This window comes from Alcaligenes sp. RM2, assembly GCF_052931795.1.
The window spans coordinates 1113431-1137721 of record NZ_JBRFIO010000001.1 but is presented as its reverse complement, the minus strand read 5'-3'; the positions used below and the strand labels follow the sequence as shown (position 1 = coordinate 1137721).

Here is a 24291-nt window from a genome sequence, read left to right as displayed (position 1 = left end):
GAATGTTCAGGCTGGCCTTTTCCTGTTTGTGTTTTTAACAGCGGGATCACTTGATCCTGCTTTTTGGTGTTTGCTATGCCGTCTTCTGATTTCTGGCTGGCACCCCACTATGTGGGTTGGTTGCTGCAAGGGTTCTGGGTCACGATCCAGCTCTCTTTAGTCGTCTCCTTCGCTGCAACTGTTTTGGGTTTTCTGGTTTGTATTGCCAGGCTCTCGCCGTTTGCCTGGCTGGCCTGGCCGGTACGTGCTTACCTGAGTCTGTTCCGTAATACGCCCTTGTTGGTGCAACTGTTTTTCTGGTATTTCGGTGCCTCGGCGTTGATGCCGCCGGAGCTGGTTCAATGGTTGAACACCCAGCATGTCTTGCAACTGGTCTTGTTCGATGTGCATTGGCCCAGTTTCGAGATGCTGGCCGCTTTTGCAGGTTTGACGATCTACACCACGGCTTTTGTTGCAGAAGAATTTCGTTCTGGTGTGCGGGCAGTTCGCAAAGGGCAGTGGGCCGCAGCAGCCTCCTTGGGCATGTCTTCCATGCAGGTCTGGCGCTATGTGGTGATGCCGCAGGCCTTGCGCAATACCTTTCCCTCGCTGATCGGGCAGTACATGAATGTCATCAAGAACACCTCGTTGACCATGGCCATTGGCTTGGCAGAGCTGTCTTATGCGTCTCGTCAGGTGGAGACTGAAACTTTCAAGACCTTCCAGTCCTTTGGGATTGCAACGCTGTTGTATGTCTTGCTGGTCATGCTGGTTGAAGTGGGTGGGCAGTGGTTACAACGCCACCGTCTGCAAGTGCGAGGTGGGCTGTAATGGACTTCGACGTAATTCATGACAATTTGCTGTACTTCCTGGTGGGGGCGTATCCGCATGGCCCTTTAGGCGGTGCTGCGTTGACGCTCTTGCTAAGCGTGCTCTCGGCAAGCTTGTCGGCCGTTCTGGGGCTGGCTTTTGGTATAGCCCTGGTCTTGACGCGTGGTGTGGCGCATACCGCTTTGCTGCTGTTTCTGGGCTTTTTCCGCGCTATCCCCGTCATCATGCTGATTTTCTGGGTGTATTTTCTGCTGCCCATTCTGTTCAAGGTGGATGTGCCGGGCCTGTTTACCGTCGTCTGCGCCTTGTCCTTGATTGGTGGCGCCTATCTGGCGCACTCGGTATTTGCGGGCATCAGCAGCTTGCCGGCGGGGCAATGGCAAGCGGGCAAGGCCCTGGGCCTGAAAACTGCCCAAATCATGAAGTCCATCATCCTGCCGCAAGCTTTGCCGGTGATGCTGCCTTCTTTTATTAATCAGTGGGTTGCCTTGATCAAGGATACGTCGCTGGCCTACGTTATTGGCGTGGCGGAACTGTCTTTTGTGGCCACCCAGGTCAGCAACCGGGTTATGGTGCACCCCACTGAAATCTTCTTGTTTGTCGGGCTGATGTACTACGTGATCTGCGCAACGCTGGAGTTGATTGCGAATCGTGTGGCTCGACGTTATGACAAACATCTGCGACTGGATGGCAAATGATCCGTATCGATAGTGTTTCCAAGTGGTATGGCACGTTTCAGGTGCTCAAGAACTGCACGGCCCAGGTGGACCGTCAGGAAGTCGTGGTGGTGTGCGGGCCTTCGGGCTCGGGCAAGTCCACCTTGTTGAAAACCGTCAATGGTCTGGAACCGTTTCAGCAGGGCACGATTGTTGTGGATGGGATTTCTGTCGGTGATCGGGCAACGAATCTGCCCGACTTGCGCAGTCGGGTCGGGATGGTTTTTCAGAACTTCGAGCTGTTTCCACATCTGAACGTCTTGGCCAATCTGACCTTGGCGCAGCGTAAAGTGCTGGGCAGGGAGCGGGACGAAGCGAATGATCGGGCCTTGCTGTACCTGGACAGGGTGGGCCTGAAAGCGCTGGCGGATCGTTATCCAGCCAGTTTGTCGGGCGGGCAGCAACAACGTGTCGCCATTGCGCGGGCCTTGTGCATGGATCCGGTCTGCATGCTGTTTGACGAGCCTACTTCGGCTCTGGATCCTGAAATGGTCAACGAGGTGCTGGACGTAATGGTTAGTTTGGCGGAAGAGGGGATGACCATGATGTGCGTGACCCATGAGATGGGCTTTGCCCGCAAGGTGGCGGATCGGATGGTTTTCATGGATCAGGGTCAGATTCTGGAAGATGTGCCCACGGATGTGTTCTTTGGTCATCTGGATGGCAGGCCGCAGCGGGTGCAAACCTTTTTGTCCAAGGAGTTGCGGCTGTAGCTTGTTTCTTTGTACGGCAGCTAGTTTGATGTTGCCAAGCTAAGCCAAGCCAAGCCAAGCCAAGCCAAGCCAAGCCAAGCCAAGCTGCGCGTAGCAGAAGCTGGAGTCCGCATCCATAAAAAAAGCCCGCCTGTTTAAAAATGGGCGAGCTTCTTTTATGGGCGAGCAAACCAGGCTTGATGAAACTGGGCTACTGACATGCTTGCCCGGCCTGGAGAGTGTCGCTATGTGCTCAGGATGACTGAGTGGCTGTGTCGAACGATTGCAGCAGAGCTTCTGATGCCAGTACGGCACGGCGTGCCTGCTCGTGCTGATCATGCAGGGCCAGGTAACGTGCTTCGGCCTCATCGCCTCGCGCTACATCCCCGTTGTATGACTGCGCTACGTAGTTTGCGTACCAGATGGACTCGGCTACGGTCATACCCACAAACACGTCATTGTCGTCCTGATCTTGAGACAGGGCACGGATACCAGATAAATACGCCCGTTCACGGGGCTGAAATTCCAACATAAGACTCCTTAGATAAGCCCCCATTGTAGTAGGTGGGGTGAATCATGCCAGTGTTGGGCGTAGCACGGTGTTCGGTTGATGTTTGGCTGCTGGAGTATAAATAGTCTTGGGATTGGGGGTAATCAAGTGTTATTTTGAAAATGTCGAGGATAAACAGTGCATAAGTTATTTTCTAATTTGGTTTTGGGCCTGACCTTTGCCTCTGTACCGGCCTTCGCTTCAAGTATGCAAGAGAGTGCTCAACTAGGACGGATACACATACAGGCGGACCAGGTTGACGTGTTGAGCACGCATGAGCTGAAAGCTTCGGGTGATGTGACAGTAACCGGCAAGGAGAGCGTCATACATGCTCAGGAGGCTGTTATTCGTAGACGGGGCCCTGTGATTGAAGTGCTGGCACAAGAGTTGGTGCAGTTTGAGCCAAGCTCTAGGCCTTCTTCTGAGTTCAATCCGCTTAGCTTGCAAGATGCTCGTGCGGCAGGCGGGGAAATGCGGTTGCAAAAAGAAGGGTACGTGCCAGTGAGAGTGCAGGGTTTAAGTGCCATGTGGTGGAACGATTCAAACCAGACATGTATCACTGTTAAAACTAGCCAAGGGCGCTACAGTGATGTTAAAAAAGTGGGGGCCGAGGCATGCAGCGGGAGTTAGGTCTGGTCTGGCTTGGTTAAGGATGTATGCGGCTGTAAGGAGAGGGCATGGGCATTAAGTGGGAGTCGTCGTTTCATCAAGTGGCCTCTGTGCTGGCAACAGCTCTCTCTTCGCTCGTATTTATTCTGGCCCTGATCTTTTTAATTGATGGGTTGGCCAATCCACAAGTCCAGTATGGGGCAATCAATTATATATTTGCCAGTATCGGTGTCGGTTTTTCTTGGCTGATCTTTGTGGTGAACAGGTATTACGGCAGGGTTTGTCGATCCTTATCGATGGGTGCAAGGCGTGACGCCCGGCTTCTGGGCTGGTCCTTAAGTATCCTCTATGCCGTTTTGATTGGTTTGTTCATGCTGGGGGCCTTCGGCATAGGTGCCAGGTTGCTGCAAGGTCAGCATATTTTTGGTTAAGTGCCAAAACTGGGAAATTGTTGCAGAGGCAAGGTTTGGTCGGGCTTAGCCGATAGCCTGGGCAACGCTGGTGTCCCTATGTCGGTATCGCTACCTTCTTCAGCCTGTATGCCAAAGCAGGGCGTGTCAGCCCCAGTCGTCGCGCAGCTTCTGAAATATTCCCGTTCGTTTTCTTCAGCGTCAGCTGGATGATCTGTTCTTCCAGGTCGTCCAGGTTGAAGGGCGTTTCCAGCAGGTTCTCCAGATATTGCGTCTGGTTTGCGCTGAAACAGGACTCTTTCGCCATAAAGCCTTGCGTATTCAAACTGCTCAGATACTGCAAGGCGCTTTTCTGCTGCGGGAACAGGTGGTGAGTTTCGATTTCGTGATTGTGCTCGGTCAGGATGACGCCACGTTCGATCATGTTTTCAAATTCGCGGATATTGCCTGGCCAGTCGTATTGCATCAGCAATTCACGGCTGCGGTCGCTCACTCCCAGCACGTGCTTTTTGTACATGCTGGAGTATTTGTTCAGGAAGTATTCGGTCAGCAGCGGAATGTCTTCTTTACGCTCGCGCAGCGGCGGAATATGAATGGGAAAGACATTCAGGCGGTAGTACAGGTCGGCACGAAAGGTGCCTTTCTGTACGGCTTCGGCCAAATCTTCGTTGGTGGCCGCCACCACGCGCACGTCGATATGGCGAGTGTTCTCATCACCCACGCGTTCCAGTTCCTGTTCTTGCAATACACGCAGCAGGGCGGCTTGGGAACGTGGTGACAGCTCCACGATTTCATCCAGAAAGATGGTGCCGCTCTGGGCACGCTCAAAACGACCTGGGCGGGATTTATGTGCGCCGGTATAAGCGCCTTTCTCGACACCAAACAGCTCGGACTCAATAAGCTCGGGGGGAATGGACGCACAGTTCACTGCGACAAAGGGTTGATCTGCCCGGTCGCTGGCGGCGTGCAGGCCGCGCGCGAAGGCTTCTTTCCCTACACCGGTTTCCCCCAACAGCAGCACGGACACTTTGCTTTGCGCCGCCTTTTCCAGCAGATGACAGGCGGCCTGGTAAGCGGCGGACTGACCAATGGAGTTGGGCAAGGTGAAGTTGGCGCTGGAGTGCTTGAACTCCTGTTCGCGCAACTTCACCAGCTCACATCGCAAGGCAAACAGTTCGTCCTGGACTGGATCGGGCAGCATGAAACGGTCAATCTCGGGGTCATCATCTTCCCATTCCTCGGCTGGCTTGCCCACGATCTTGCAGTGGCTATGGCCCATGGCGCCGCATTGGGTTTCTTTGTAAATGATGCTCTTGCCCATATAGAAGCTGGTGTAGCCGCTGGCATAGCCCAGCAAGCTCCAACAGACCGGCTCGCTGGACTGGCCATGTTCTTTCTGGTGATTGCTGACTTCATAGGAGTCAAACCAGTCAAATTCGCCGTAGTACTGGCCTGCGTCGCGGTCAAAGGTCAGGGCGGTGGGCACGACTTTGACCATGCCGCGGATGGTGTGCATTTGCGGGCCGGCCAAAAAGGTCTCTTTCAGTGACAGGTCCGGGCGCACTTTTTGTGAGACCTCGGCATCTTTCATGCCCGCGTGGTAGCCAAAGCGCATCAGAAAGTATTTGGCGCGCTCGCTGCCCAAAGAGGCAATCAGTTCCTTGCGTAGCTGGCCAAAACCGCTGGCGTGCAGCAAGAGCATGCGCTGCTCGCCAAACCATATTTTGCCTTCCCGCGCATCAAAACGAATGGCGTCGATCAGGTCCTGACTTAATGGCAGTGTGAGTTCAGTAGCCCCCATGGCTGTCTCCATCCTGTGATTTCTTATTGTGGTTTTGAGTGTTCTAAAACCAGTATGCCGCCTGTCTTTCCAGTGACTCAAGGAAAACATAATAGTGTCCAGAGGACGGATAAAACGGATTTTTCTAAGGTTTTACCCTAACTCAGCATTTGATGAAAACGGCGCTAAGCACTTGATCAAATGATCAATTTTCCTGCCGCCACCCCTTCGCAGGCCGCATTCCTTCTAGGCTAGGTTTCACCTATCTCTTTAATCCTAAAGGGTTAAATCCTTCAAATTTAAAGTTGGCACGCGGTTTGCTATGAACAGGCTGTGGACACTCATGCAACAGCTTGATCAGGAGGAGAACAGATGTCAGACACGAGCTTGCCCACTTTGACAAAGTACGTACGCGTACGCAGTCCGGCCAACGCCCGTTTTGTGGAATTTGATTTTGCCATCGGCCAGCCGGACCTGTTTGTGGAACTGGTCATGCCCCCGGCGGCGTTTGAGCAGTTTTGTCTGCAAAACAATGTGCAGCCCATGAGCGAAGAGCAAATGCGGGTCAATGACGAGAACGAAGAAAAATGGCGTTTTGGTTATGACACTTTGGTCGGCAACAGTCGCCAGGCTGAAGCCCAGTAGGTTTTATTCAGGAGAACAAGAGGATGACATTAGAAATTAAAACGGCCAGTTTGCAGCCTGTGCGGCAAACCTTCGCCAACGTGGCTCGCCGCTTTGGCGAAAAACCGGCCACGCGCTACCAGGAAGCCACTTACGATGCCCAGGCGACGGCCAACTTCCATTACCGCCCCCTGTGGATGCCGGACAAGACCCTGAACGACCCCACACACACCGCCATTCAAATGAAGGACTGGTATGTGTTCCGTGACCCTCGTCAGTTCTACTACGGTGCTTACGTGCAAAACCGTGCCCGCATGCAGGAATCGGCTGAAACCAATTACGGCTTTTTTGAAAAGCGGGAACTGGCTCAGTATCTGAGCGAGGACGTCAAAGCCAAGGTCACCCGCTTGCTGCTGCCTTTGCGTCACATCGAGCAAGCCGCCAACCTGAATTTCATGTCCGGCTCGGCTTACGGGTATGGCACCACCATTACCCAAGCCTGTCTCTATGCCGGGATGGACTCGCTGGGTATGGCGCAATACGTCTCCCGTATTGGGCTGCTGATTGATGGCAATAGCGCCGATTCCCTGAGCCAAGCCAAAGAGGCCTGGATGCAGGATGCGGCCTGGCAAGGTCTGCGCGCCTTGTGCGAAAAAACGCTGGTCCAGAAAGACTGGTTTGAACTGCTGTTGGTGCAGTCCTTGCTGATCAATACCGTGGTGCATCAAGTGGTGTATCAGGGTCTGGTCGCGGATCTGGCCAAGGAAGGCGGCCGCGATCTGGATATGCTGCTGGAGTTCATGCTGGAGTGCCATAAAGACCTGTCCAACTGGAGCGATAGCGTCTTCAAGATCGCGGCGGCTGAAAGTGAGGAAAACAAGCAGCAACTGCAAAGCTGGCTGAATCAGTGGCTGCCACAAGTGCAAGCCGCCTTCATGCCGTACATCCAGGCTGCCTTTGCCGACCAGGCGGATCAGGTCTGGGAGCAAGCGCAGGAAACCATTGCCAAACGCGTCACTAAAGCAGGCTTGAGCCTGGGTGGAGAAGCCTGATGACATCCAAGGTTTATATCGGTCTGCAAGACAACGACATGTCGCGCTACATCGTCGAGGCCATCGAAGAAGACAACCCGGACGCCACGGTGATTTATCAGCCAGCCATGATTCGCATTGAGTGCGTGGGCCAGCTGACCGTCAAGCGCGAGACCGTGGAAGAAAAGTATGGGCAGCAGTGGGACATGCAGGAGCTGCATCTGAATCTGATCACCTTGGGTGGCAACGTGGATGAAGATGAAGACCGCTTGTTTTTGCACTGGAACAGCTAAATCAGAAAAGGGGGCAACATGGCCACGAAAAAACTAAATATCAAAGACAAATATCGCTATCTGACTCGTGATCTGGACTGGGAATTCAGCTACCAGGATCGCAAGGACGCCTTCCCCTACGAGGAGTTTGAGGGCATCAAGATTACCGATTGGTCCAAATGGGAAGATCCGTTCCGTCTGACAATGGACGCGTACTGGAAATACCAGGCCGAAAAAGAAAAGAAGCTGTACGCCATTTTTGATGCCTTCGCGCAGAACAATGGCCAGATGAATATTTCCGACCCGCGTTACTTGAACGCGATCAAGGTGTTTCTGACCGCGGTGACCCCGCTGGAATACCAGGCTTACCAGGGCTACTCCCATGTGGGCCGTCAATTCAGCGGCATCGGTGCACGTATTGCGTGCCAGATGCAGTCGATTGACGAGCTGCGTCACGTCCAGACGCAGGTTCACGCCATGAGCCACTACAACAAGTTTTTCAATGGCTTCCAGGACTGGAGCCATATGCACGACCGGGTCTGGTACCTGTCGGTGCCCAAGTCCTTTTTTGAAGATGCCCGCGCTGCCGGCCCCTTCGAGTTCCTGCTGGCAATCAGCTTCTCCTTCGAGTACGTGCTGACCAACCTGCTGTTCGTGCCCTTCATGTCGGGTGCAGCCTACAACGGCGACATGGCCACGGTGACTTTCGGTTTCAGCTCGCAGTCTGACGAAGCACGCCACATGACACTGGGCCTGGAAGTGATCAAGTTCCTGCTGGAGCAGCACGAGGACAACGTGCCTATCGTTCAGCAGTGGATCGACAAATGGTTCTGGCGCGGCACCCGCCTGCTGTCCGTGGTCGGCATGATGATGGACTACATGCTGCCCAACAAGGTCATGTCCTGGAAAGAAGCCTGGGAGGTCTATTTCGAACAGGCTGGTGGTGCACTGTTCAAGGATCTGGCCCGCTACGGCATCCGCATGCCCAAGTACAGCGAAGTGATCGAAAAAGAGAAAGAGCACATCTCGCACCAGGCCTGGTGGATCTTCTACAACTTCGGTCACGCTGCCGGTTTCCACACCTGGATCCCCAGCGACGAGGAGCTGGATTGGTTGAGCGCCAAGTACCCCGATACTTTCGACAAGTACTACCGCCCACGCTGGGAAATGGCCAAGAAGATGGAAGCCGAAGGCAAGCGCTTTTACTCCAGCGGACTGCCGCAGCTGTGTCAGGTATGTCAGGTGCCCATGACCTTTACCGACATGGAAAAACCCGACGAAATCACCTACCGCCAAAGCCAGTACAAGGGCGAGCGCTATCACACCTGCTCGGACGGTTGCCGCGACATTTTCGAGCACGAGCCTGAAAAGTACATCCAGGCCTGGCTGCCAGTGAACCAGATCCTGCAAGGTGGCTGCGGTGGTCCCGAGCTGGAGAAAATCCTGAGCGACTACTACCAGTTGAACGTAGGTGTCGACAATATGGACTTCAAGGGTTCGGTGGACGAAGCGCGCTGGAACGAATGGAAAGGAGTGACGGCCTAGTCACGCGAGAAAAAGGGCAGTGCCTCGGTGGGCACTGCCACTACCTATAAAAATTGGAGATCAATATGGCAGTTACTGCAATTACCCCGGACTACCAAGGCTATGCGCGCGACCAGCAGTCGCACTATGGCGACAGCATGTTGCTGTATATAGGCTGGGACGAGCACCTTTTGTTCTGCTCGGCCAAGGCCTTTCTGGTTCAGCCCGAGATGACCGTGTCCCAGATGATCCAGCAACTGTTGCCTGCCGGTTTTGCCCAGCACCCTGACTTCGAGCAGATCGAATGGAGCAAGGTGCAATGGAATTTGAACGGCGAGGCGGTTGAACTGAATCCTGACGACACCTTGGGTTCCAAGGGCTTCGATCACAAATCCTTGTTGCGTTTCAAGACCCCTGGCCTGAATGGCTACAAGGGTACGGGCGTATAAGAGGCGGAGGCAGCAATGACGTATCAGGTAACCGTAGAACCCACAGGTGATGTGGTAGAGGTGGAAGATGGACAAACCTTGTTGGACGCTGCGTTGCGACAAGGGGTTTGGTTGCCTTTTGCCTGTGGACATGGCACGTGCGGCACCTGCAAGGTGCAGGTGCTGGAAGGCTATGCAGACGCAGGTGATGCGTCCAGCTTTGCCCTGATGGATTCGGAGCGGGACGAAGGCAAGCTGCTGGCTTGCTGTTGCCTGCCCGAATCCGATATGGTCATCGAGGCCGATATCGACGTAGACCCGGACTTCCAGGGCCTGCCGGTGGAGGACTATCAGGGCAAGGTCGTCCTGATTGAAGACTTGTCGCCCACGATCAAGCACATCCGTCTGGAACTGGATCGCCCAATGGCGTTCCAGGCCGGGCAATACATCAACCTTCATGTGCCGTCCATTGACAGCACCCGTGCCTTTTCCATCGCGAATCCGCCGTCCATGAGCGGCATTATTGATTTGCATGTACGCAAGGTAGAGGGGGGCGCAGGTACGACGTGGCTACACGAGGAACTGGAAGTGGGGCAGTCTTTGGACGTGTCCGGCCCTTACGGCCAATTCTTTGTGCGCAAGTCCGACCCGCAAGGCGCCATTTTCATCGCCGGTGGCTCGGGCCTGTCCAGCCCCGAATCCATGATTATGGACTTGCTGGAAGAGGGCGATACCCGTCCTATTTATCTGTTCCAGGGTGCGCGCAATAAAGCCGAGCTGTATCACGCGGATCATTTCTATCAACTAGCTGAAAAGCACGACAATTTCCACTACATTCCGGCCTTGAATGCGCCTTTGCCGGATGATGCCTGGGAAGGCTTTGTGGGCTTTGTGCATGAAGCCGTGGGGCAGTTCTTTGAGCAGCGTTGCTCGGGTAACAAGGCCTACTTGTGTGGCCCGCCCCCCATGATTGAAGCGGCGATTTCCACCCTGATGCAAAGCCGCCTCTTCGAGCGCGATATTCACATGGAACAATTCCTGACAGCCGCGGATGGCGCAACCGGCAAGGTACGTTCAGCGCTGTTCAAGCGTATCTAAGCGGTTTTAACTGACTGCCGAGCAGACCTTTTTTCAGTGAAAAGGTCTGCGGCTGGTGGTCGTGAACGCCGCATCTTCCTGGCCTTGCAAGAAGTGTTAACGACGCTTTGCAGGGCCTTTTTGTATCAGACGGGTGGCAGCCCGTTACTCAAGGCGCTGTGTCCCGGAATCAGCCAGGGCGGTTTCTCCGCATACATTTCCTCAATAAAGGCATGCATCTGGGCGATGTACCAGGAGTTGTCGTTTTTCCTGTGGCTGAAAATAATCGGCGACGTTACTTTCTCGTCGTCAATCAGCCGGTAGACCAGATCACTGCGTATCTGTGCGGCTGAAGGAATCAGGCACAAGCCCACGCCGCCGGCGACCAGTCCCATGGCCGTCTGCAACTCCAGTACTTCATGCACTTCGGTGGGAAAGATGGCGTTGTCATGCAGGATATTCAGCACATGATCGGCAAAGCTGGGGCGTGGGGACTTGGGATACACAATAAAGGCGTGATCGGCGATGACCTGCAAGGACACCGGCCCCCGATCCTTGGCCAAATCAATTTTCGGCGGAATCGCCAGCACCAGGCGCTCTTCACGCAAGACAGTACGGCACACCGCGCTGTCATGAATACGCACACGTCCAAAGGCAATATCAATGCGTCCGGCGCGCAAGGCGGCGATCTGCTGGCTGCTGGTGAGTTCCAGAAAGTGAAAGCGGATATCCGGGTAGGCGTGGCGGAACTTCTGAATCAGGATAGGCAGACCGCCGTACAAGGTGGAAGCTACAAAGCCAATCGACAATTGCGGGCGCTGGTTCAGGCCGACTTCAGTGGTCGCCGCTTTCATGACCTCCACACGATTGAGCAATTGCAGGGATTGCTCGTAAAAAATGCGGCCCGCTTCGGTTAGCTGCAGGGGGCGGCTCTCCCGTGACAGCAGCAAAACATTGAGCTCTTGTTCCAGCAACTGAATCTGTCTGCTGAGTGCAGGTTGGGCAATGTGCAACTGCTCGGCAGCGCGAGTGAAATTGCGCGCTTTGGCGACCGCAACAAAGTAGCGGATTTGTTTCAAGTCCATATGCTTTGCCCGTGGTCCAGGTCCAGAAAATCCGGACCAATATATCACCTATCTCGACCATCCAAGCTTCAAGCATATACCTGACAAGCTCTAGGGTTAACGATAGGTTTTGTTTTTCATGCCCTGCAAGATTCTGATTTTATTGGAAAAAAAACAAACTATAGCATTTTGCTATAGAGCGGGACCGATATTGTATTGGAAGCCTGCTGGAGCAAAGACTGTAATGAACGTCATGCAGAGCAGCCCCGAATTTCCTTGCGAAAGTGGGCTGGGCAATATCGGCCCGACGGTGTCCCTATCGGGTTTGAGTCAGGCTCAAGGCTAAGCCAGCAATACGCTGCCACGAGTCAGTCCGGTCTCAATCCGGAGCGATTTTTCTTTTCTATCACGCGTACTTGCTATGCCTTCATGGGCATGGGCAGGGACGGCTGCAACTCTCATAAAGGCCACATTATGTCAGTCCTTATGGATAAAACTAAAGATATCAGGCGCTTGCTTGATACCGCCCTGGAAGAAAATAAAGAAACAGGCGTGTATCGCTGCCGTCGTGACATCTTCACGAATCCGGATCTGTTCGAGCTGGAGATGAAGCATATTTTTGAAGGCAATTGGGTCTACCTGGCGCATGAAAGCCAACTGCCCAATGTGAATGATTACTTCACTACGTATATCGGTCGTCAGCCCGTGTTTTTGACGCGTGGTAAGGACGGTGGTTTGAATGCCTTTATCAATGCCTGTGCTCACCGCGGCGCCATGTTGTGCCGCCGCAAGCATGGCAATAAGGGCAGCTTTACCTGTCCTTTCCATGGCTGGACCTTCAATAACGCGGGCAAGTTGCTCAAGGTCAAGGACGAGAAAAACACTCAGTATCCCGAGCAGTTCAATACCGAAGGCTCGCATGACTTGAAGCGTGTCGCGCGCTTTGAGAACTATCGCGGCTTTCTATTTGGCAGCCTGAATCCGGATGTGGTGTCTCTGGACGAGTATCTGGGTGAAACCAAGGTCATCATCGATCAGATCGTGGATCAAGCCCCTGAAGGTCTGGAAGTGCTGCGTGGCAATTCTTCCTATATCTACGATGGCAACTGGAAACTGCAGATGGAAAACGGCGCGGATGGCTACCACGTCAGCAGCGTGCACTGGAATTACTCCGCCACCATGGGTCGCCGAAAAGAGGGCGGCACGCAAGCGGTGGATGCGAACGGCTGGAGCAAGAGCCTGGGTGGCGTGTATGGCTTTGATTACGGTCATATCTTGCTGTGGACCAAAACCATGAATCCAAGCGTGCGTCCGGTCTACGAGCATCGCGAGGAGCTGAAGCAGCGTTTGGGCGAGGACCGTGCCGAGTTCATCGTGAATCAGACTCGCAATCTGTGCCTGTACCCGAATGTGTATCTGATGGATCAGTTCTCTACCCAGATTCGGGTAACGCGTCCTATCAGTGTGGACAAGACTGAAGTCACGATCTACTGCTTTGGTCCCAAAGGGGAAAGCGCTGAGCAGCGTGCCATCCGTATCCGTCAATACGAAGACTTTTTCAATGTGTCCGGCATGGGAACGGCAGACGATCTGGAGGAGTTCCGTGCCTGTCAGGAAGGCTATGCGGGTATTGCGGCGCCCTGGAATGATTTGAGCCGAGGTGCGCCTTTGTGGGTGCACGGGCCGGACGAGAATGCCAAAGCCATGGGCATGAAGCCCTTGATCAGTGGCGGGCGTAGTGAAGATGAAGGCTTGTTTGTCTGCCAGCACGAGTACTGGGCCAAGACCATGAGCCAGGCGTTAAAAGCAGAAAACGGGGAGGCCTGAGCCATGAACGCAACGTATCACTCTATTTGCGCTTTCCTGTATCGCGAAGCCCGCTTGCTGGATGACCGTCAGTGGGATGAATGGCTGGAATGCTATAGCCCCAACGCCCAGTACTGGATGCCTTGCTGGGATGATGATGATCAGTTGACCGAAGATCCGCATAGTGAGATTTCCTTGATCTTCTATCCCAACCGTAACGGTCTGGAGGATCGGGTGTTCCGCATCAAGACCGAGCGCTCCGGTGCCTCCACACCCGAGCCACGTACCGCTCACATGCTCAGCAATATCGAGATTCTGGCCGAGTGCGATGGGCAGGTGGACGTCCGCTACAACTTTTTGACGCTTAACCATCGCTACCGGGTGACGGACCAGTTCTTCGGCACGATTTACCTGACCTTGTCGCCTCAGGAGCAGGGCTGGTTGATCGAGCAAAAAAAGGTAGTGCTCAAGAACGACTACATCCGTCAAGTGATTGATGTGTATCACATTTAAAGCTGGGGGTTAGTCGTGAACAGCTATCGTATTGCGCTGAATTTTGAGGACGGCGTCACCCGTTTCGTGGACTGTGGTGAACATGAAAAAGTGCTGGATGCTGCGTATCGTCATCAGATCAATCTACCCATGGATTGCTCGGACGGCGTGTGCGGCACCTGTAAATGTCAGGCCGAAAGTGGTCAGTATGAGCAGGGCGATGACTACATCGAGGATGCCCTGACGCAAGAAGAAGCGGACAAGGGTTTGGTTCTGACCTGCCAGATGATTCCCAAGTCTGACTGCGTGATTGCCGTGCCGATTTCATCGGGTGTGTGCAAGACGGCCGTGGCCAAGTGGCAGGGGCAAGTGTCGGAATGCCGTCAGTATGAGGATGCGGCGTACGAGCTGAAGATTGATGCGGCCGATGAAGCTTTGCCTTTTCTGCCTGGGCAGTACGTGAACATTACGGTGCCCGGCGGGCAGGCGCATCGTTCCTATTCCTTCAGCTCTGCACCGGGCGAGTCGCGCTTGAGCTTTTTGATCAAGCAGGTTCCGGGCGGTCTGATGAGCTCCTGGCTGGCGGCGCAGCCGCTAGGCCAGCAGGTGGAAATGACGGGGCCTTTGGGGAGCTTTTATCTGCGGCAGGTGACGCGCCCCTTGCTGTTCCTGGCCGGTGGTACAGGTCTGGCTCCGTTCTTGTCCATGCTGGAAGTCCTGGTCAAGCAAGGCTGTACGCAGCCTGTGCATCTGGTCTATGGCGTCACCCGTGATCAGGATCTGGTGATGCTGGCAGAGCTGGAGTCCTTTACTCAGCGTTTGCCCGGCTTTAGCTACACCACCTGCGTGGTGGACCCGCAATCCAGCCATGAGCGCAAAGGCTACGTGACCCAGCATCTGGATCCGGCGCATTGGCATGAAGGGCAGGTGGATGTGTACCTGTGCGGGCCGCCACCCATGGTGGATGCCGTCAGCCAGTTCATTGATGCGCAAGCCCATGCTCCCGCGAATTTCTATTACGAAAAATTCATTACCAGCCAATAAATGTATTCAGACAGCGCCCCTTTGCGGGGCGCCCTGTGTTGGATGACTCCTACAAGGAAAGATCATGACTGCGCCTGTGCGTTTTCATCAAAAAGTGGCCATTGTGACGGGCGCGGCCCAAGGCATTGGCCGTCGTGTTGCCGAGCGCTTGCAGGCTGAAGGAGCCTGGGTACTGGCCGTAGACCGATCCGAGCTGGTGCGGGAACTGGCCAGCGAGGCGGTCCTGACACTGGAAGTGGATCTGGAAACCGTTGAAGGTGCTCAGGCTGCGGCCCAGGCGGCGCTGGATAAATGGGGACGTATTGATATTTTGATCAATAACGTCGGGGGAACGATCTGGACGCGCCCTTACGAGCACTACACACCGGCACAGATCGAGGCCGAGATACGCCGTTCCCTGTTTCCAACCCTGTGGTCCTGTCATGCCGTTTTACCCAGCATGCAGGAGCAGGGTAGTGGGGCCATTGTGAATGTGTCCTCGATTGCCACTCGCAGCATTAACCGCGTGCCGTATGCAGCGGCTAAAGGGGGCGTCAATGCCTTGACCGCCTCATTGGCTTTTGAGAATGCCCAGCGCGGCATTCGGGTCAATGCTGTTTCACCCGGCGGGACCGAGGCACCGCCACGGCGCATTCCTCGCAATACCCAGAACCAGGAAGATCCCCAGGAAGCGATCTGGTATCAGCAGATTGTGGATCAGACCGTGGCTAGTAGTTTGATGAAGCGTTACGGCAGCCTGGATGAACAGGCCGCCAGCATTTTGTTTTTGGCCTCCGACGAGGCTTCGTATATCACCGGCACTGTCTTGCCAGTAGGAGGCGGCGACCAGGGCTGATCAATCGATGCACGCGGCTGGTAGAGCGAAGGGCATCAAGACAAAAAACTCCATTTGGGGGAGACAAATCATGAAAACACTAGACGTTAATGAAGTGATTGAGCAGGCGCGCTTCGGGCGCTTTCACTGGATGGTGATGAGCCTGTGCGCCTTGTTGTTGATATTCGATGGCTATGACTTGTTTATTTACGGTGTGGTTTTGCCGGTGCTGATGGACGAGTGGAATTTGACGCCGGTGCAAGCCGGGGCCTTGGGTAGTTACGCCTTGTTCGGCATGATGTTTGGCGCGTTTGTATTTGGGCCGCTGGCAGACAAGATTGGCCGTAAAAAAGGCGTGATGATCTGCTTTGCCTTGTTCAGCCTGGCTACCTTCCTGAATGGCTTTGCGAGCTCACCGACCGAGTTTGGTGTCTACCGCTTTCTGGCCGGCTTGGGCTGTGGCGGATTGATGCCCAACGCTGTGGCTTTGATGAACGAGTATTCGCCCAAGCGTTCGCGCAGCACCTTGGTCGCCATCATGTTCAGCGGCTATTCATTGGGTGGCTTGTTGTCGGCAGCGATTGGCATCTACATGCTGCCGCGCTTTGGCTGGCAGTCCATGTTTTTCTGTGCAGCCATTCCGTTGTTGTTGCTACCGTTTATTGTCTGGAAGCTGCCGGAGTCACTGGTGTTTTTGATGCGCCAAGGGCAAGAGGAAAAAGCACGCCGCATTGTGCAGACCTTGGCCCCTGAAATGGTTGTATCACCAGAGATCGTCTTGACCTTGCATGAGCAGAAAAAGACGGGAGTGCCCATGCTGGATCTGGTCAAGGAAGGGCGCTTGCTTGGCACCTTGATGATTTGGGTGGCGTTTTTCTGCTGCCTCTTGATGGTCTATGCCCTGGGTTCCTGGTTGCCAAAATTGATGGCCAACGCGGGCTATAGCCTGGGTTCCAGCCTGTCCTTCCTGGTGGCCTTGAACCTGGGCGGCATGTTTGGTGCGATTCTGGGTGGTTGGTTGGGGGATCGTTTTAGCTTGCCTAAAGTGGTGGCCTGGTTCTTTCTGGTGTCGGCCGTGTCCATTACCTTGCTGGGTTTCAAGAGCCCGACTCTGGTGCTGTACGTGTTGATCGTGATTGCCGGTGCCACCACCATTGGCACGCAGATCCTGCTGTACGCCAATACGGCGCAGTTCTATCCCTTGTCCATGCGTTCCTCGGGCTTGGGCTGGGCGTCGGGAGTGGGGCGGATCGGTGCGATTGCCGGGCCTTTCCTGGGCGGCACGCTGATGGCGGCCAAGTTGCCCTTGCAGATGAACTTCATGGCCTTTGCCGTGCCGGGTGTCGTGGCAATGCTGGCTTTCCTGATGTTTATGGTGTCTTTACGTCAGGCGGGCAAAATTTCGCTGGCCGCGGCGGCCTAGTAAAATAGAAGTAAAGCTTGAATTAGGATCCTGTTAAAGCCACCACAAAGGTAGAAAGTCAAAAAGTGAGTCAACAGCATAATGAGTTGATAGGCTTATTACCTGTGCTTTGTTATGCTTTGACTTTTACTTTTGGGGGGGCTATATGTTCAAGTGGCTAGCCGTGGTGATGCTATCTGTCTTTATGGTTGGATGCGCTGCGCGTGTTGATTACAACCGGAAGTCGATAGATTTAGCCATTGGGATGAATAAATCGGAAGTGCGAGCCGTAATGGGCGAACCACGTCGCACAGATGTAAATGAGGATCGCGAGCGCTGGATTTTCTGGAACCCGGCGATTATCGGCTTTACGCCCATTGATAATGAAACTCTTTCGCAAGACCGTTTGGTGGTGACTTTCGTAGAGGGCAAAGTGACTCGTTGGGGTAATCAGACCTATATGGATGATGCCGCTGAGATTAGCCGGAAGTCGATGGAAAACTCCATGACTCTGATTAAAGAGACACAAAAAACAGCACAATAAACTGTTTGCTGGATTCTTCATAAACCCGCCTTGGCGGGTTTTTTGCTTTATGGGCGGTTGTTTTTTGGAATAGCCATATGACTGAAGATGCAGTACTTGCTAAAACAGTGCTTTTGTTGATTGGTATACTCTCTGGTTTCATAAAAGTAGGGGCGACATTTTGTCTAGAAGTCCCTAGAGGTGCTTAGGTGTTCCATGAGTTCTAACGTTTTCTGGTTGTTCTTACCCGCCTGTTTTGCCCTGAATATGGCCTTCGGACCCAATAATCTGCTGTCCATGACGGTAGGGGCCAAGCAAGGGGTGTCGACTGCCATGGTAGCGGCTATGGGGCGTCTGGTCGCTTTTGCCATCATGATTGTGGTGGCGGCCTTGGGAATGGGAACCTTGTTGATGGTTTCGGAGACGGCCTTTACCGTGGTCAAGCTTGCGGGAGCGGCGTATCTGGTCTGGCTGGGTATCAAGGTGCTGCGTGCCAGTAGCAAAACATCAGCAGAGCAAACCGAGGTAAGCAAAAAAGATATCTGGGGCCTGGTGCGCCAGGAGTTCTTTGTGGCTATCGGCAATCCTAAAGCCATTCTGATCTTCACCGCCTTCTTCCCGCAGTTTGTAGATATGAACAACTATTGGGCTAGCTTCATGACACAGGGTGTGATTTTCCTGCTGCTGGAAGTGATCGCGATTGCGGCGTATGCCTATGTAGGCACTCGTTTGTCCGGCGTGATGCAAAATGCGCGTGGTCTGCGTTGGGTGAACCGCATTAGCGGCAGCATGATGATAGGTTTTGGCGTGATCCTGGCCATGGCTCGACGTTCCTGATGTAAGCCCCGATCTGGCGGCACAAGTCGGAAAATGAAAGGCTCTCCTTGCGAGGGCCTTTTTGATGTTTCTATTTGTACAGGGTAAACACTGAATATGCTATTTAGTGCTTGAAGTTTGTAAATTTTTTGTTAGGATAAAAATTCGTTCTAGGCTTTCTCGATTAAATAAACAGCAGGAGGTTTGGATATGAATGACACGCCCATGAACTGGCCCAGTGATTTTCCGAGCAAACACGATTCAATATAAAACCTCAAAAAAAACGGAGACCGTTAACTAGCCAGGCCGCCCTATGGGCGGCTTTTTCATTAGCGCCTTATTGTTCTGGTTTTTAGATCGATATGTCCTGAGATTGAGCTGGCCTTTTATTGATAAGATTCAAATTCTGAACTGCTCAGGATTGGAAAGTTTCACTGGGCTACCTTAAATTGGGTTTTATTGCATTTTAATGCATGGAATGGCTTGGAAAAATACGGAGCAGGAAAAGAATGAATGACATCAAGGCCTTGTTTGCTTTGTGTTTTTCCCTGCTTCCTGCTGCTTGTTCCTGTATCGCCGTCACTTATCCTGGCGATCCCGAAGGAGCCACTGCCGTTTGCAATGGCAGTGCCTATGGCGAGACGCCACTGACAATTAACAGTCTGCTGGAGGGGGCGTCGAAATGTTAGTGTCCCCTTGAGTAGGTATTAACTTGTAATATGGCTCCTGAACGAGCTTGGCCAAACACTCTAGCTAAGATTCTTTATTTTTAAGTTTGGCTGATTCACTGCTTTGCTCTACGTAAACAAGCTCCCAGCGCTATGTTATTTTCCTCTCTCTCTCCCTTTTCTGATTGATCCAGCCTTGCCACGTTCCTCTGCTACCCCCCCTCGTCGTATCACCATCCGCGATGTCGCCAAGGCGGCAGGGGTGTCTTTGACTACGGTTTCACACGCCTTGAATGACAGAGGGGTGGTGGACCCGTTAACGCGTGCCAAGGTCAAACAGATCGCGGCTGATATGGGCTATAGGCCCAATGTACGAGCGCAGCGCTTGCGCTCGGGGGCGGCCAACAGCATTGCCCTGGTATCGTCCATGCCTTTTGCCGTGTCGGGTGGCGTTTCGCGTCTGGGCTTCATGATGGAAGTGGCGGGCATTGCGGCCGAGGCGGCCATGCGGCGCGGCCTGGCTCTGGTGTTCGTGCCGCCCTTGGAAAATGCCCAGGCCTTTCTGGAAGGTCTGGATATTGATGGGGCGATTCTGTTGGAGCCCATGACGGATGATCCCAATGTGCGCTTGTTGCAAGAGCGTGGCGTGGCCTTGGTGTCGATTGGGCGTCAAGGCGGTAGCGTAGACAGCATTCCCTTTATTGATCTGCAATCGACCGCAACCGCGCATTTGTTATTGAATCACTTGTGGGAGCAAGGACGGCGACGTATCGCTCTGGTGCAAAGCAGTGCCGCACGTGACTCTTACGCCAGCCATAAAAAAGCCTACGAGAATTTCGCTGCAGCGCACGCCATGCCAGTGCGCTATATGCAGGTAGAGGAAAGCTTGGGTGAAGCCGGTGGATTTGATGCCTGCGCCCGGCTTTTAACACAGTATCCTGATACGGATGCCTTATGTGTGCCTGTGGATGCCTTTGCAGTGGGCGCCTTGGCGGCTGTGCAGCAGGCCGGTTTGCGTGTCCCGCAGGATGTAATGATCGCCACCCGTTACGATGGCTTGCGTGCCCGTACCGCAGAACCGGCGTTGACAGCTGTGGATCTTCATCTGGAACAAGTGGCCACCCTGGCGGTAGAACTGCTGTTCGAGCATCTATCGGGTGATAAGAGCCGCCTGTCGGCTTTGGGCCCAAAGCCGGAACTTCGGGCCCGTGCCTCTACACAGCTGGACGATTAAGTCAGCATGACGGCCAGACCGGAGACGGTCGCAAACACCAGAACTCCAATGCGCAAACGGCGTTGATCCAGCTTGTGATGTACCAGGCTGCTCAAGCCCATCCCCAGCAGCAATGCGGGCAGGCACAGCACGGCGTAGCTCAGGTGGGACCACTTTAGCGCGCCGGAGATACCCAGCACGGCCAGCGAAATCACTTCCCCCACCAGAAAGCACAAGGCGACTGTCGAGCGCAAGGTGGCGACAGGGGCGTGCTGGTACACCAGAGCCAAAGGCGGGCCACCAATGCCGGTGGCGGTTTCAGTGATGCCGGTGACCAGACCTGTGGCAATAAAGGCCTTCTTGCCGGGCGTGAAGCTGGGAGCCAGCACCGACGCCAGTACAGCCAGCAAGGTACTGATACCGACAAACTGGTTTAACCAGTAAGTCGACAGCACCAGCAAAATCCCCAAACCGGCAAAAGTCCCTGCAAAACGTCCGACGGTGATCCAGCCCGCGCCGCTGCGGTCGATCGCTCCACGTTCACGCCAGGCAACATAGGCGTTCAGCGGCAGCATCAGAAACAGGAGCGCTCCTGGTATGGCCTCGGGATGAACCAAAGCCAGTACCGGGACTACGATCAGGGCAAAACCCATCCCGCTGGCACCCTGAATAAAGGCACCCGCCAGCACGGCGGCAAAAGCAATCAGCAAACCCACTGTCATGCCAAGGCCTTTTCCTGCTCGGCGTGACGAGCCAGGTGCTCGGTGGATGGGGCATGCAGCTTGCGGATATCCGATTGCGCGACCGCATGGCGAGCCAGCTCACGCACTTCTTCCAGCAAGGGCAGGGGATCCCAATCCACAGGCTGGCCTTCCCACAGACGCAGCTTGCCTTGGACAACGACAGCCCGAATCTGATCGCGAGCAGCAATCCGAACCAGTTCCCAAGGCAGATCCCAGGAGGGCGTCATCTCGGGCACTTGCAGATCGACCACGAGGAAGTCGGCTTGGGCGCCCACCCGAATCTGCCCGGTTTGAGCTCCCAGGCCTATGACTTCGGCCCCCCCTCGGGTCGCCATATCCAGCCAGGTCCAACCCGCACCGCAAGAGGAGTCGCCCACCATCATGCCGAAGGCAAAGCGTTGTGCCGCCTCGCCATAATCCATCATGCGAAAGGCATCGCTGCGAGTGCCGTCCGTCCCCATGCCCAAACGTATGCCTTGAACGCGCATGGCTTCGGCAGGAGCGACGGCATTGCCTTTCCAGGCGCTGGCAACCGGGTTGTAGGAAACGGCAGCGTTCAAATCAGCCATCAGCCGGATTTCGCTGGGGGTAACCAAGGTGGCATGGGCCAGCAAGGAAGCCGAACCTAGGGCACCAATATGGGCAAGATGCTCGATCGGGCGACGACCATGGGCATTCAAGGAACGCTCCACCGCGACCAAATGCTCGTTGGCATGGGTCTGGAACACACGGCCCGCTTCTTCGCTCATGGAATAGATACGATGCAACATCGCATCACTGGCGGCTTCGGGAATAGAGATAGCCAGTGAAGGGCTAATCAAGACATGGTGTTCCCATTGCTGAAGGTGGGCCTGGGCGCGAGCCACAATAGGCTCGGCGTCCAATAGTACCGCGCCGTGCTTGTCGTTGCAGATCAGGCCCAGAACGCAGCGTATACCTACGTCTGTGGTGGCTTGCACAATCGCGTCCAGATCCTCGGACGATCGCGTGCCAGCGTCGCAAACCGTCGTGAACCCGCCCCGCAAGGCTTCCAGTGCCGACAGCTTGCTGGAGGCATACAGATGGCGAGCGTTCAAGGTGCTTTCCAGCGGCACCCAGACCCGGCGGAAAATCTCCGAGGGCTCGCCATACACCAGCGACTTCCCATATGACTGGGTGACGTGATGGTGTGCATCCACAAAACCGGGCATCAACAAATGACCGGGCAAGCTCAGACGTGGCAGCCCAGGGTGACGGGCGGCAATCTCTTCTACCCTGCCAATATCGCTGAAGTGACCTTCTTCAATCAGGACAGCGTGTCCGCTGACAGGTCCTTGCGGCAGCAAAAGGTGTTCGGGTTCCAGAATGCGGGCCTGAGCCAGGTCGTGGGATTGAAATAAAGATGCGTGATTCATGGCACAGCTCATCAAGAATGTTGAAGGGGAGCGGGTTTGGGCGAGCGCTGGCCGAGGTGAATGAACAGGTAGTTCAAAACAGCCGCCGTCAGCGCACCCATAGCAACGCCGTTGGACAAGAGCAATCGCACTTGGGAGGGAAGTTGGTCGTAAATGCCGGGAACGACGATGGGCAGCAAACCGATCGCCAGAGCCGTGGCAACCACATACATGGCGGCATGGCCGCGCAGGTCTACCTTGCGCAACATGTCTATGCCCATGGTGCCGACGATGGCAAAGACCACCAGCCCAGTTGCGCCAATGACAGAGGCAGGAATGACGCTGATCAGCGCGGAGAGCGGCGAGAACACGCCAAACAGAATCAGGAACAGTCCACCGACGGCCGTGACATAGCGGGAGCGCACTTGGGTCGCGCGAATGATGCCGATGTTTTCACCACTGGTAATGATTAGCGAGGTCCCGAAAATACCGCCCAGCAAAGAAGCCAGCCCGTCGCCACGGATCGTATTGGGCACTTGTGCCTGTTGTTCGGCCTCGTTTTCCTTGCCCAGGACCTCATTCAAGGCAATGGTCTGGCCAGTGGCTTCCACCATGGAAATCAAGGTGAACAACAGCAGCGGCAAAGCGGCGATCAGATCAAAGTTGGGCGGGCCAAAGGGGAAAGGCGATGGCAGGGCCAGCAGTGGGCCACTGCCCACGCCGCTCAAGCTGATGTCGCCCATCAAGGCAGCGGACAAGGCACCCACAATCAAGCCTAGCAAGATAGCCAGCTGGCGGCACATGCCCTTGAGCAAACGGGCAAACAGCACCGTAGATGCAATGGTGATCAGGGCCAAGAGCAAATTGTCGGTATTACCGAAATTGGCCGAGCCGGGTGTGCCGGCAATCAATTTGCCGGATATCTGCGCCAGGTTGATGGCAACCAGCAAGAGCATGATGCCGATGACCAGCGACGGGAAGTAACACAAAAAACGTTTGAAGATGGGGACGATCAGAAAGTACAGCAGGGCAGACAGAATCACCGCACCGGAGGCAGTGGGCAGATCGGTCTGTTGAGCGATCAAAATGAACAAAATAATGGGCGCGCCACCGGGCAACATCACAAAAGGCAGTTTGGCGCCTATACCGCCTGGACCGAAGGATTGGATCAAGGTGCCTATGCCACAGACCAGAAAGGTGGCGCTCAGTAGCTGAGTGGTCAGGACAGCATCAAAGCCCAGGGCCTTGCTCATCAAGAACACGGCGGCGATAGGGGAGGCGGCCATGACCAGTACGTGTTGCAGCCCGAAGGCAATCATGCGCTGAGGGGAATACAGCTCATCCACTTGCGCAGTGGGGGTGTCTTTCATCAGTGTCTCCTGTGCTGCATTGTCAGGTGCTAAAGATCCTGCTGCAGTCCTTTAGGTTTTTATCGAATTTATGAGTAAAACGATTTGGTTTTGATTTTATGTTCAACCAAAACGTTTTGGTAGTGTATTTATGCTTGGCTGAAAAGTCGATGCGCAAATCAAATAAGGATTATTTCTGCAGGCTGAACTAGCCTGTTGGAGGCAGAGGCAGAGGCAGAGGCAGAGGCAGAGGCAGAGGCAGAGGCAGAGGCAGAGGCAGAGCGGGGCATTGGGCAGTTTGCCTGGCGATCTTATGCAGATGCAGGACGCGGCATGGTGAGGGCCACCGTTGCGGGGAGTGAGGCGATCGCTGGTTTAAAAAAGCGGGAGGGGCAAACTATGAGGCGGAGATGACAAAAATGAACGTCAGCACAGAGGGATTGTTTACCCTTTAGATAGCC

26 protein-coding genes are annotated in these 24291 nt (G+C 54.6%); 20 read left to right on the top strand and 6 right to left on the bottom strand.

The window, feature by feature from the left end; translation table 11 throughout:
* Positions 1-75 precede the first annotated feature (75 nt).
* Genes ACU6HM_RS05270 through ACU6HM_RS05260 form a run of 3 tightly spaced genes read left to right on the top strand, consistent with a single transcriptional unit; the run spans position 76 to position 2239 of the window.
* Positions 76-810, top strand: a complete 735-nt coding sequence (locus ACU6HM_RS05270; RefSeq protein ID WP_009454488.1) for an amino acid ABC transporter permease — start codon at positions 76-78, stop codon at positions 808-810.
* Complete coding sequence (locus ACU6HM_RS05265; RefSeq protein ID WP_446763421.1) at positions 810-1508, top strand: amino acid ABC transporter permease; 699 nt, start codon at positions 810-812, stop codon at positions 1506-1508. The genes ACU6HM_RS05270 and ACU6HM_RS05265 overlap by 1 nt, the downstream gene beginning before the upstream one ends.
* Complete coding sequence (locus ACU6HM_RS05260; protein WP_446763420.1) at positions 1505-2239, top strand: amino acid ABC transporter ATP-binding protein; 735 nt, start codon at positions 1505-1507, stop codon at positions 2237-2239. Before ACU6HM_RS05265 ends, ACU6HM_RS05260 begins: the two co-directional genes overlap by 4 nt.
* A 232-nt stretch (positions 2240-2471) precedes the next feature.
* Here ACU6HM_RS05260 and ACU6HM_RS05255 read toward each other — a convergent pair whose 3' ends face one another.
* Complete coding sequence (locus tag ACU6HM_RS05255) at positions 2472-2750, bottom strand: hypothetical protein (RefSeq protein WP_009454468.1); 279 nt, start codon at positions 2748-2750, stop codon at positions 2472-2474.
* Between the two features lie 156 nt (positions 2751-2906).
* On the opposite strand from ACU6HM_RS05255, the gene ACU6HM_RS05250 reads away from it, so the two are divergent.
* Both ACU6HM_RS05250 and ACU6HM_RS05245 read left to right on the top strand, forming a co-directional pair.
* Positions 2907-3398, top strand: coding sequence for a hypothetical protein (locus ACU6HM_RS05250; protein WP_250757179.1), 492 nt, complete (start codon positions 2907-2909; stop codon positions 3396-3398).
* 47 nt (positions 3399-3445) lie between these two features.
* Positions 3446-3808 (top strand): hypothetical protein, encoded by a 363-nt coding sequence (locus ACU6HM_RS05245; protein ID WP_021446664.1) that lies wholly within the window; start codon positions 3446-3448, stop codon positions 3806-3808.
* A gap of 76 nt (positions 3809-3884) precedes the next feature.
* Here ACU6HM_RS05245 and ACU6HM_RS05240 read toward each other — a convergent pair whose 3' ends face one another.
* On the bottom strand, positions 3885-5588 hold the full coding sequence (locus ACU6HM_RS05240) for a sigma-54-dependent Fis family transcriptional regulator (protein ID WP_009454454.1): 1704 nt from the start codon (positions 5586-5588) through the stop codon (positions 3885-3887).
* 351 nt (positions 5589-5939) lie between these two features.
* Here ACU6HM_RS05240 and ACU6HM_RS05235 point away from each other — a divergent pair, with 351 nt between their 5' ends.
* From ACU6HM_RS05235 to ACU6HM_RS05210, 6 genes are all read left to right on the top strand, one after another.
* Positions 5940-6212: a phenol hydroxylase subunit gene (locus tag ACU6HM_RS05235; protein WP_094196549.1), complete on the top strand. Its 273-nt coding sequence runs from the start codon at positions 5940-5942 to the stop codon at positions 6210-6212.
* 23 nt (positions 6213-6235) lie between these two features.
* On the top strand, positions 6236-7243 hold the full coding sequence (locus ACU6HM_RS05230) for an aromatic/alkene monooxygenase hydroxylase subunit beta (protein ID WP_446763419.1): 1008 nt from the start codon (positions 6236-6238) through the stop codon (positions 7241-7243).
* A complete protein-coding gene (locus ACU6HM_RS05225) occupies positions 7243-7515 on the top strand; it encodes an MmoB/DmpM family protein (protein ID WP_003800437.1) in 273 nt (90 codons plus the stop codon). Before ACU6HM_RS05230 ends, ACU6HM_RS05225 begins: the two co-directional genes overlap by 1 nt.
* Before the next feature lie 18 nt (positions 7516-7533).
* Positions 7534-9039, top strand: coding sequence for an aromatic/alkene/methane monooxygenase hydroxylase/oxygenase subunit alpha (locus ACU6HM_RS05220; protein WP_021446663.1), 1506 nt, complete (start codon positions 7534-7536; stop codon positions 9037-9039).
* A 65-nt stretch (positions 9040-9104) separates the two neighbouring features.
* Positions 9105-9467 (top strand): phenol hydroxylase subunit P4, encoded by a 363-nt coding sequence (locus ACU6HM_RS05215; protein ID WP_009454448.1) that lies wholly within the window; start codon positions 9105-9107, stop codon positions 9465-9467.
* Between the two features lie 15 nt (positions 9468-9482).
* Positions 9483-10544, top strand: a complete 1062-nt coding sequence (locus ACU6HM_RS05210; protein ID WP_009454447.1) for an NADH:ubiquinone reductase (Na(+)-transporting) subunit F — start codon at positions 9483-9485, stop codon at positions 10542-10544.
* 125 nt (positions 10545-10669) lie between these two features.
* On the opposite strand, the gene ACU6HM_RS05205 is transcribed toward ACU6HM_RS05210, so the two are convergent.
* The gene (locus ACU6HM_RS05205; protein WP_009454446.1) at positions 10670-11608 is read right to left on the bottom strand and encodes a LysR family transcriptional regulator; all 939 of its coding nucleotides are present in this window, start codon (positions 11606-11608) and stop codon (positions 10670-10672) included.
* A gap of 453 nt (positions 11609-12061) precedes the next feature.
* Between ACU6HM_RS05205 and ACU6HM_RS05200 the strand changes: the two genes are divergently transcribed.
* The 9 genes from ACU6HM_RS05200 (at position 12062) to ACU6HM_RS05160 (ending at position 20386) form a co-directional block, all read left to right on the top strand.
* Positions 12062-13414, top strand: coding sequence for a Rieske 2Fe-2S domain-containing protein (locus ACU6HM_RS05200; protein WP_446763418.1), 1353 nt, complete (start codon positions 12062-12064; stop codon positions 13412-13414).
* Positions 13415-13417: 3 nt separating this feature from the next.
* Complete coding sequence (benB, locus tag ACU6HM_RS05195) at positions 13418-13906, top strand: benzoate 1,2-dioxygenase small subunit (RefSeq protein ID WP_369326763.1); 489 nt, start codon at positions 13418-13420, stop codon at positions 13904-13906.
* Positions 13907-13921: 15 nt separating this feature from the next.
* Entirely contained in the window at positions 13922-14929 is a 1008-nt protein-coding gene (gene benC, locus ACU6HM_RS05190; RefSeq protein ID WP_115633581.1) for a benzoate 1,2-dioxygenase electron transfer component BenC, read from the top strand.
* Positions 14930-14993: 64 nt separating this feature from the next.
* A complete protein-coding gene (locus ACU6HM_RS05185) occupies positions 14994-15764 on the top strand; it encodes a 1,6-dihydroxycyclohexa-2,4-diene-1-carboxylate dehydrogenase (protein ID WP_446763417.1) in 771 nt (256 codons plus the stop codon).
* A 70-nt stretch (positions 15765-15834) separates the two neighbouring features.
* Positions 15835-17166 carry an MFS transporter gene (locus ACU6HM_RS05180; RefSeq protein ID WP_446763416.1) on the top strand — a complete coding sequence of 444 codons (1332 nt, stop codon included), beginning with the start codon at positions 15835-15837 and terminating at the stop codon, positions 17164-17166.
* Positions 17167-17311: 145 nt separating this feature from the next.
* Positions 17312-17689, top strand: coding sequence for a cell envelope protein SmpA (locus tag ACU6HM_RS05175; protein ID WP_086069684.1), 378 nt, complete (start codon positions 17312-17314; stop codon positions 17687-17689).
* A gap of 195 nt (positions 17690-17884) precedes the next feature.
* The gene (locus tag ACU6HM_RS05170) at positions 17885-18505 is read left to right on the top strand and encodes a LysE family translocator (protein ID WP_446763415.1); all 621 of its coding nucleotides are present in this window, start codon (positions 17885-17887) and stop codon (positions 18503-18505) included.
* Positions 18506-18993: 488 nt separating this feature from the next.
* On the top strand, positions 18994-19173 hold the full coding sequence (locus ACU6HM_RS05165) for a PEGA domain-containing protein (RefSeq protein ID WP_009454439.1): 180 nt from the start codon (positions 18994-18996) through the stop codon (positions 19171-19173).
* 175 nt (positions 19174-19348) lie between these two features.
* The gene (locus tag ACU6HM_RS05160) at positions 19349-20386 is read left to right on the top strand and encodes a LacI family DNA-binding transcriptional regulator (protein ID WP_031232111.1); all 1038 of its coding nucleotides are present in this window, start codon (positions 19349-19351) and stop codon (positions 20384-20386) included.
* Here the strand turns inward: ACU6HM_RS05160 and ACU6HM_RS05155 are convergent.
* From ACU6HM_RS05155 to ACU6HM_RS05145, 3 genes are read right to left on the bottom strand one after another with little or no spacing between them, the layout of a single operon-like run.
* The gene (locus ACU6HM_RS05155) at positions 20383-21087 is read right to left on the bottom strand and encodes a sulfite exporter TauE/SafE family protein (RefSeq protein ID WP_336972443.1); all 705 of its coding nucleotides are present in this window, start codon (positions 21085-21087) and stop codon (positions 20383-20385) included. The two genes, ACU6HM_RS05160 and ACU6HM_RS05155, sit on opposite strands and share 4 nt — an antisense overlap.
* On the bottom strand, positions 21084-22502 hold the full coding sequence (locus tag ACU6HM_RS05150; RefSeq protein WP_336972444.1) for an amidohydrolase family protein: 1419 nt from the start codon (positions 22500-22502) through the stop codon (positions 21084-21086). The genes ACU6HM_RS05155 and ACU6HM_RS05150 overlap by 4 nt, the downstream gene beginning before the upstream one ends.
* Before the next feature lie 11 nt (positions 22503-22513).
* The gene (locus tag ACU6HM_RS05145) at positions 22514-23851 is read right to left on the bottom strand and encodes a uracil-xanthine permease family protein (protein WP_369326767.1); all 1338 of its coding nucleotides are present in this window, start codon (positions 23849-23851) and stop codon (positions 22514-22516) included.
* Positions 23852-24291 lie beyond the last annotated feature (440 nt).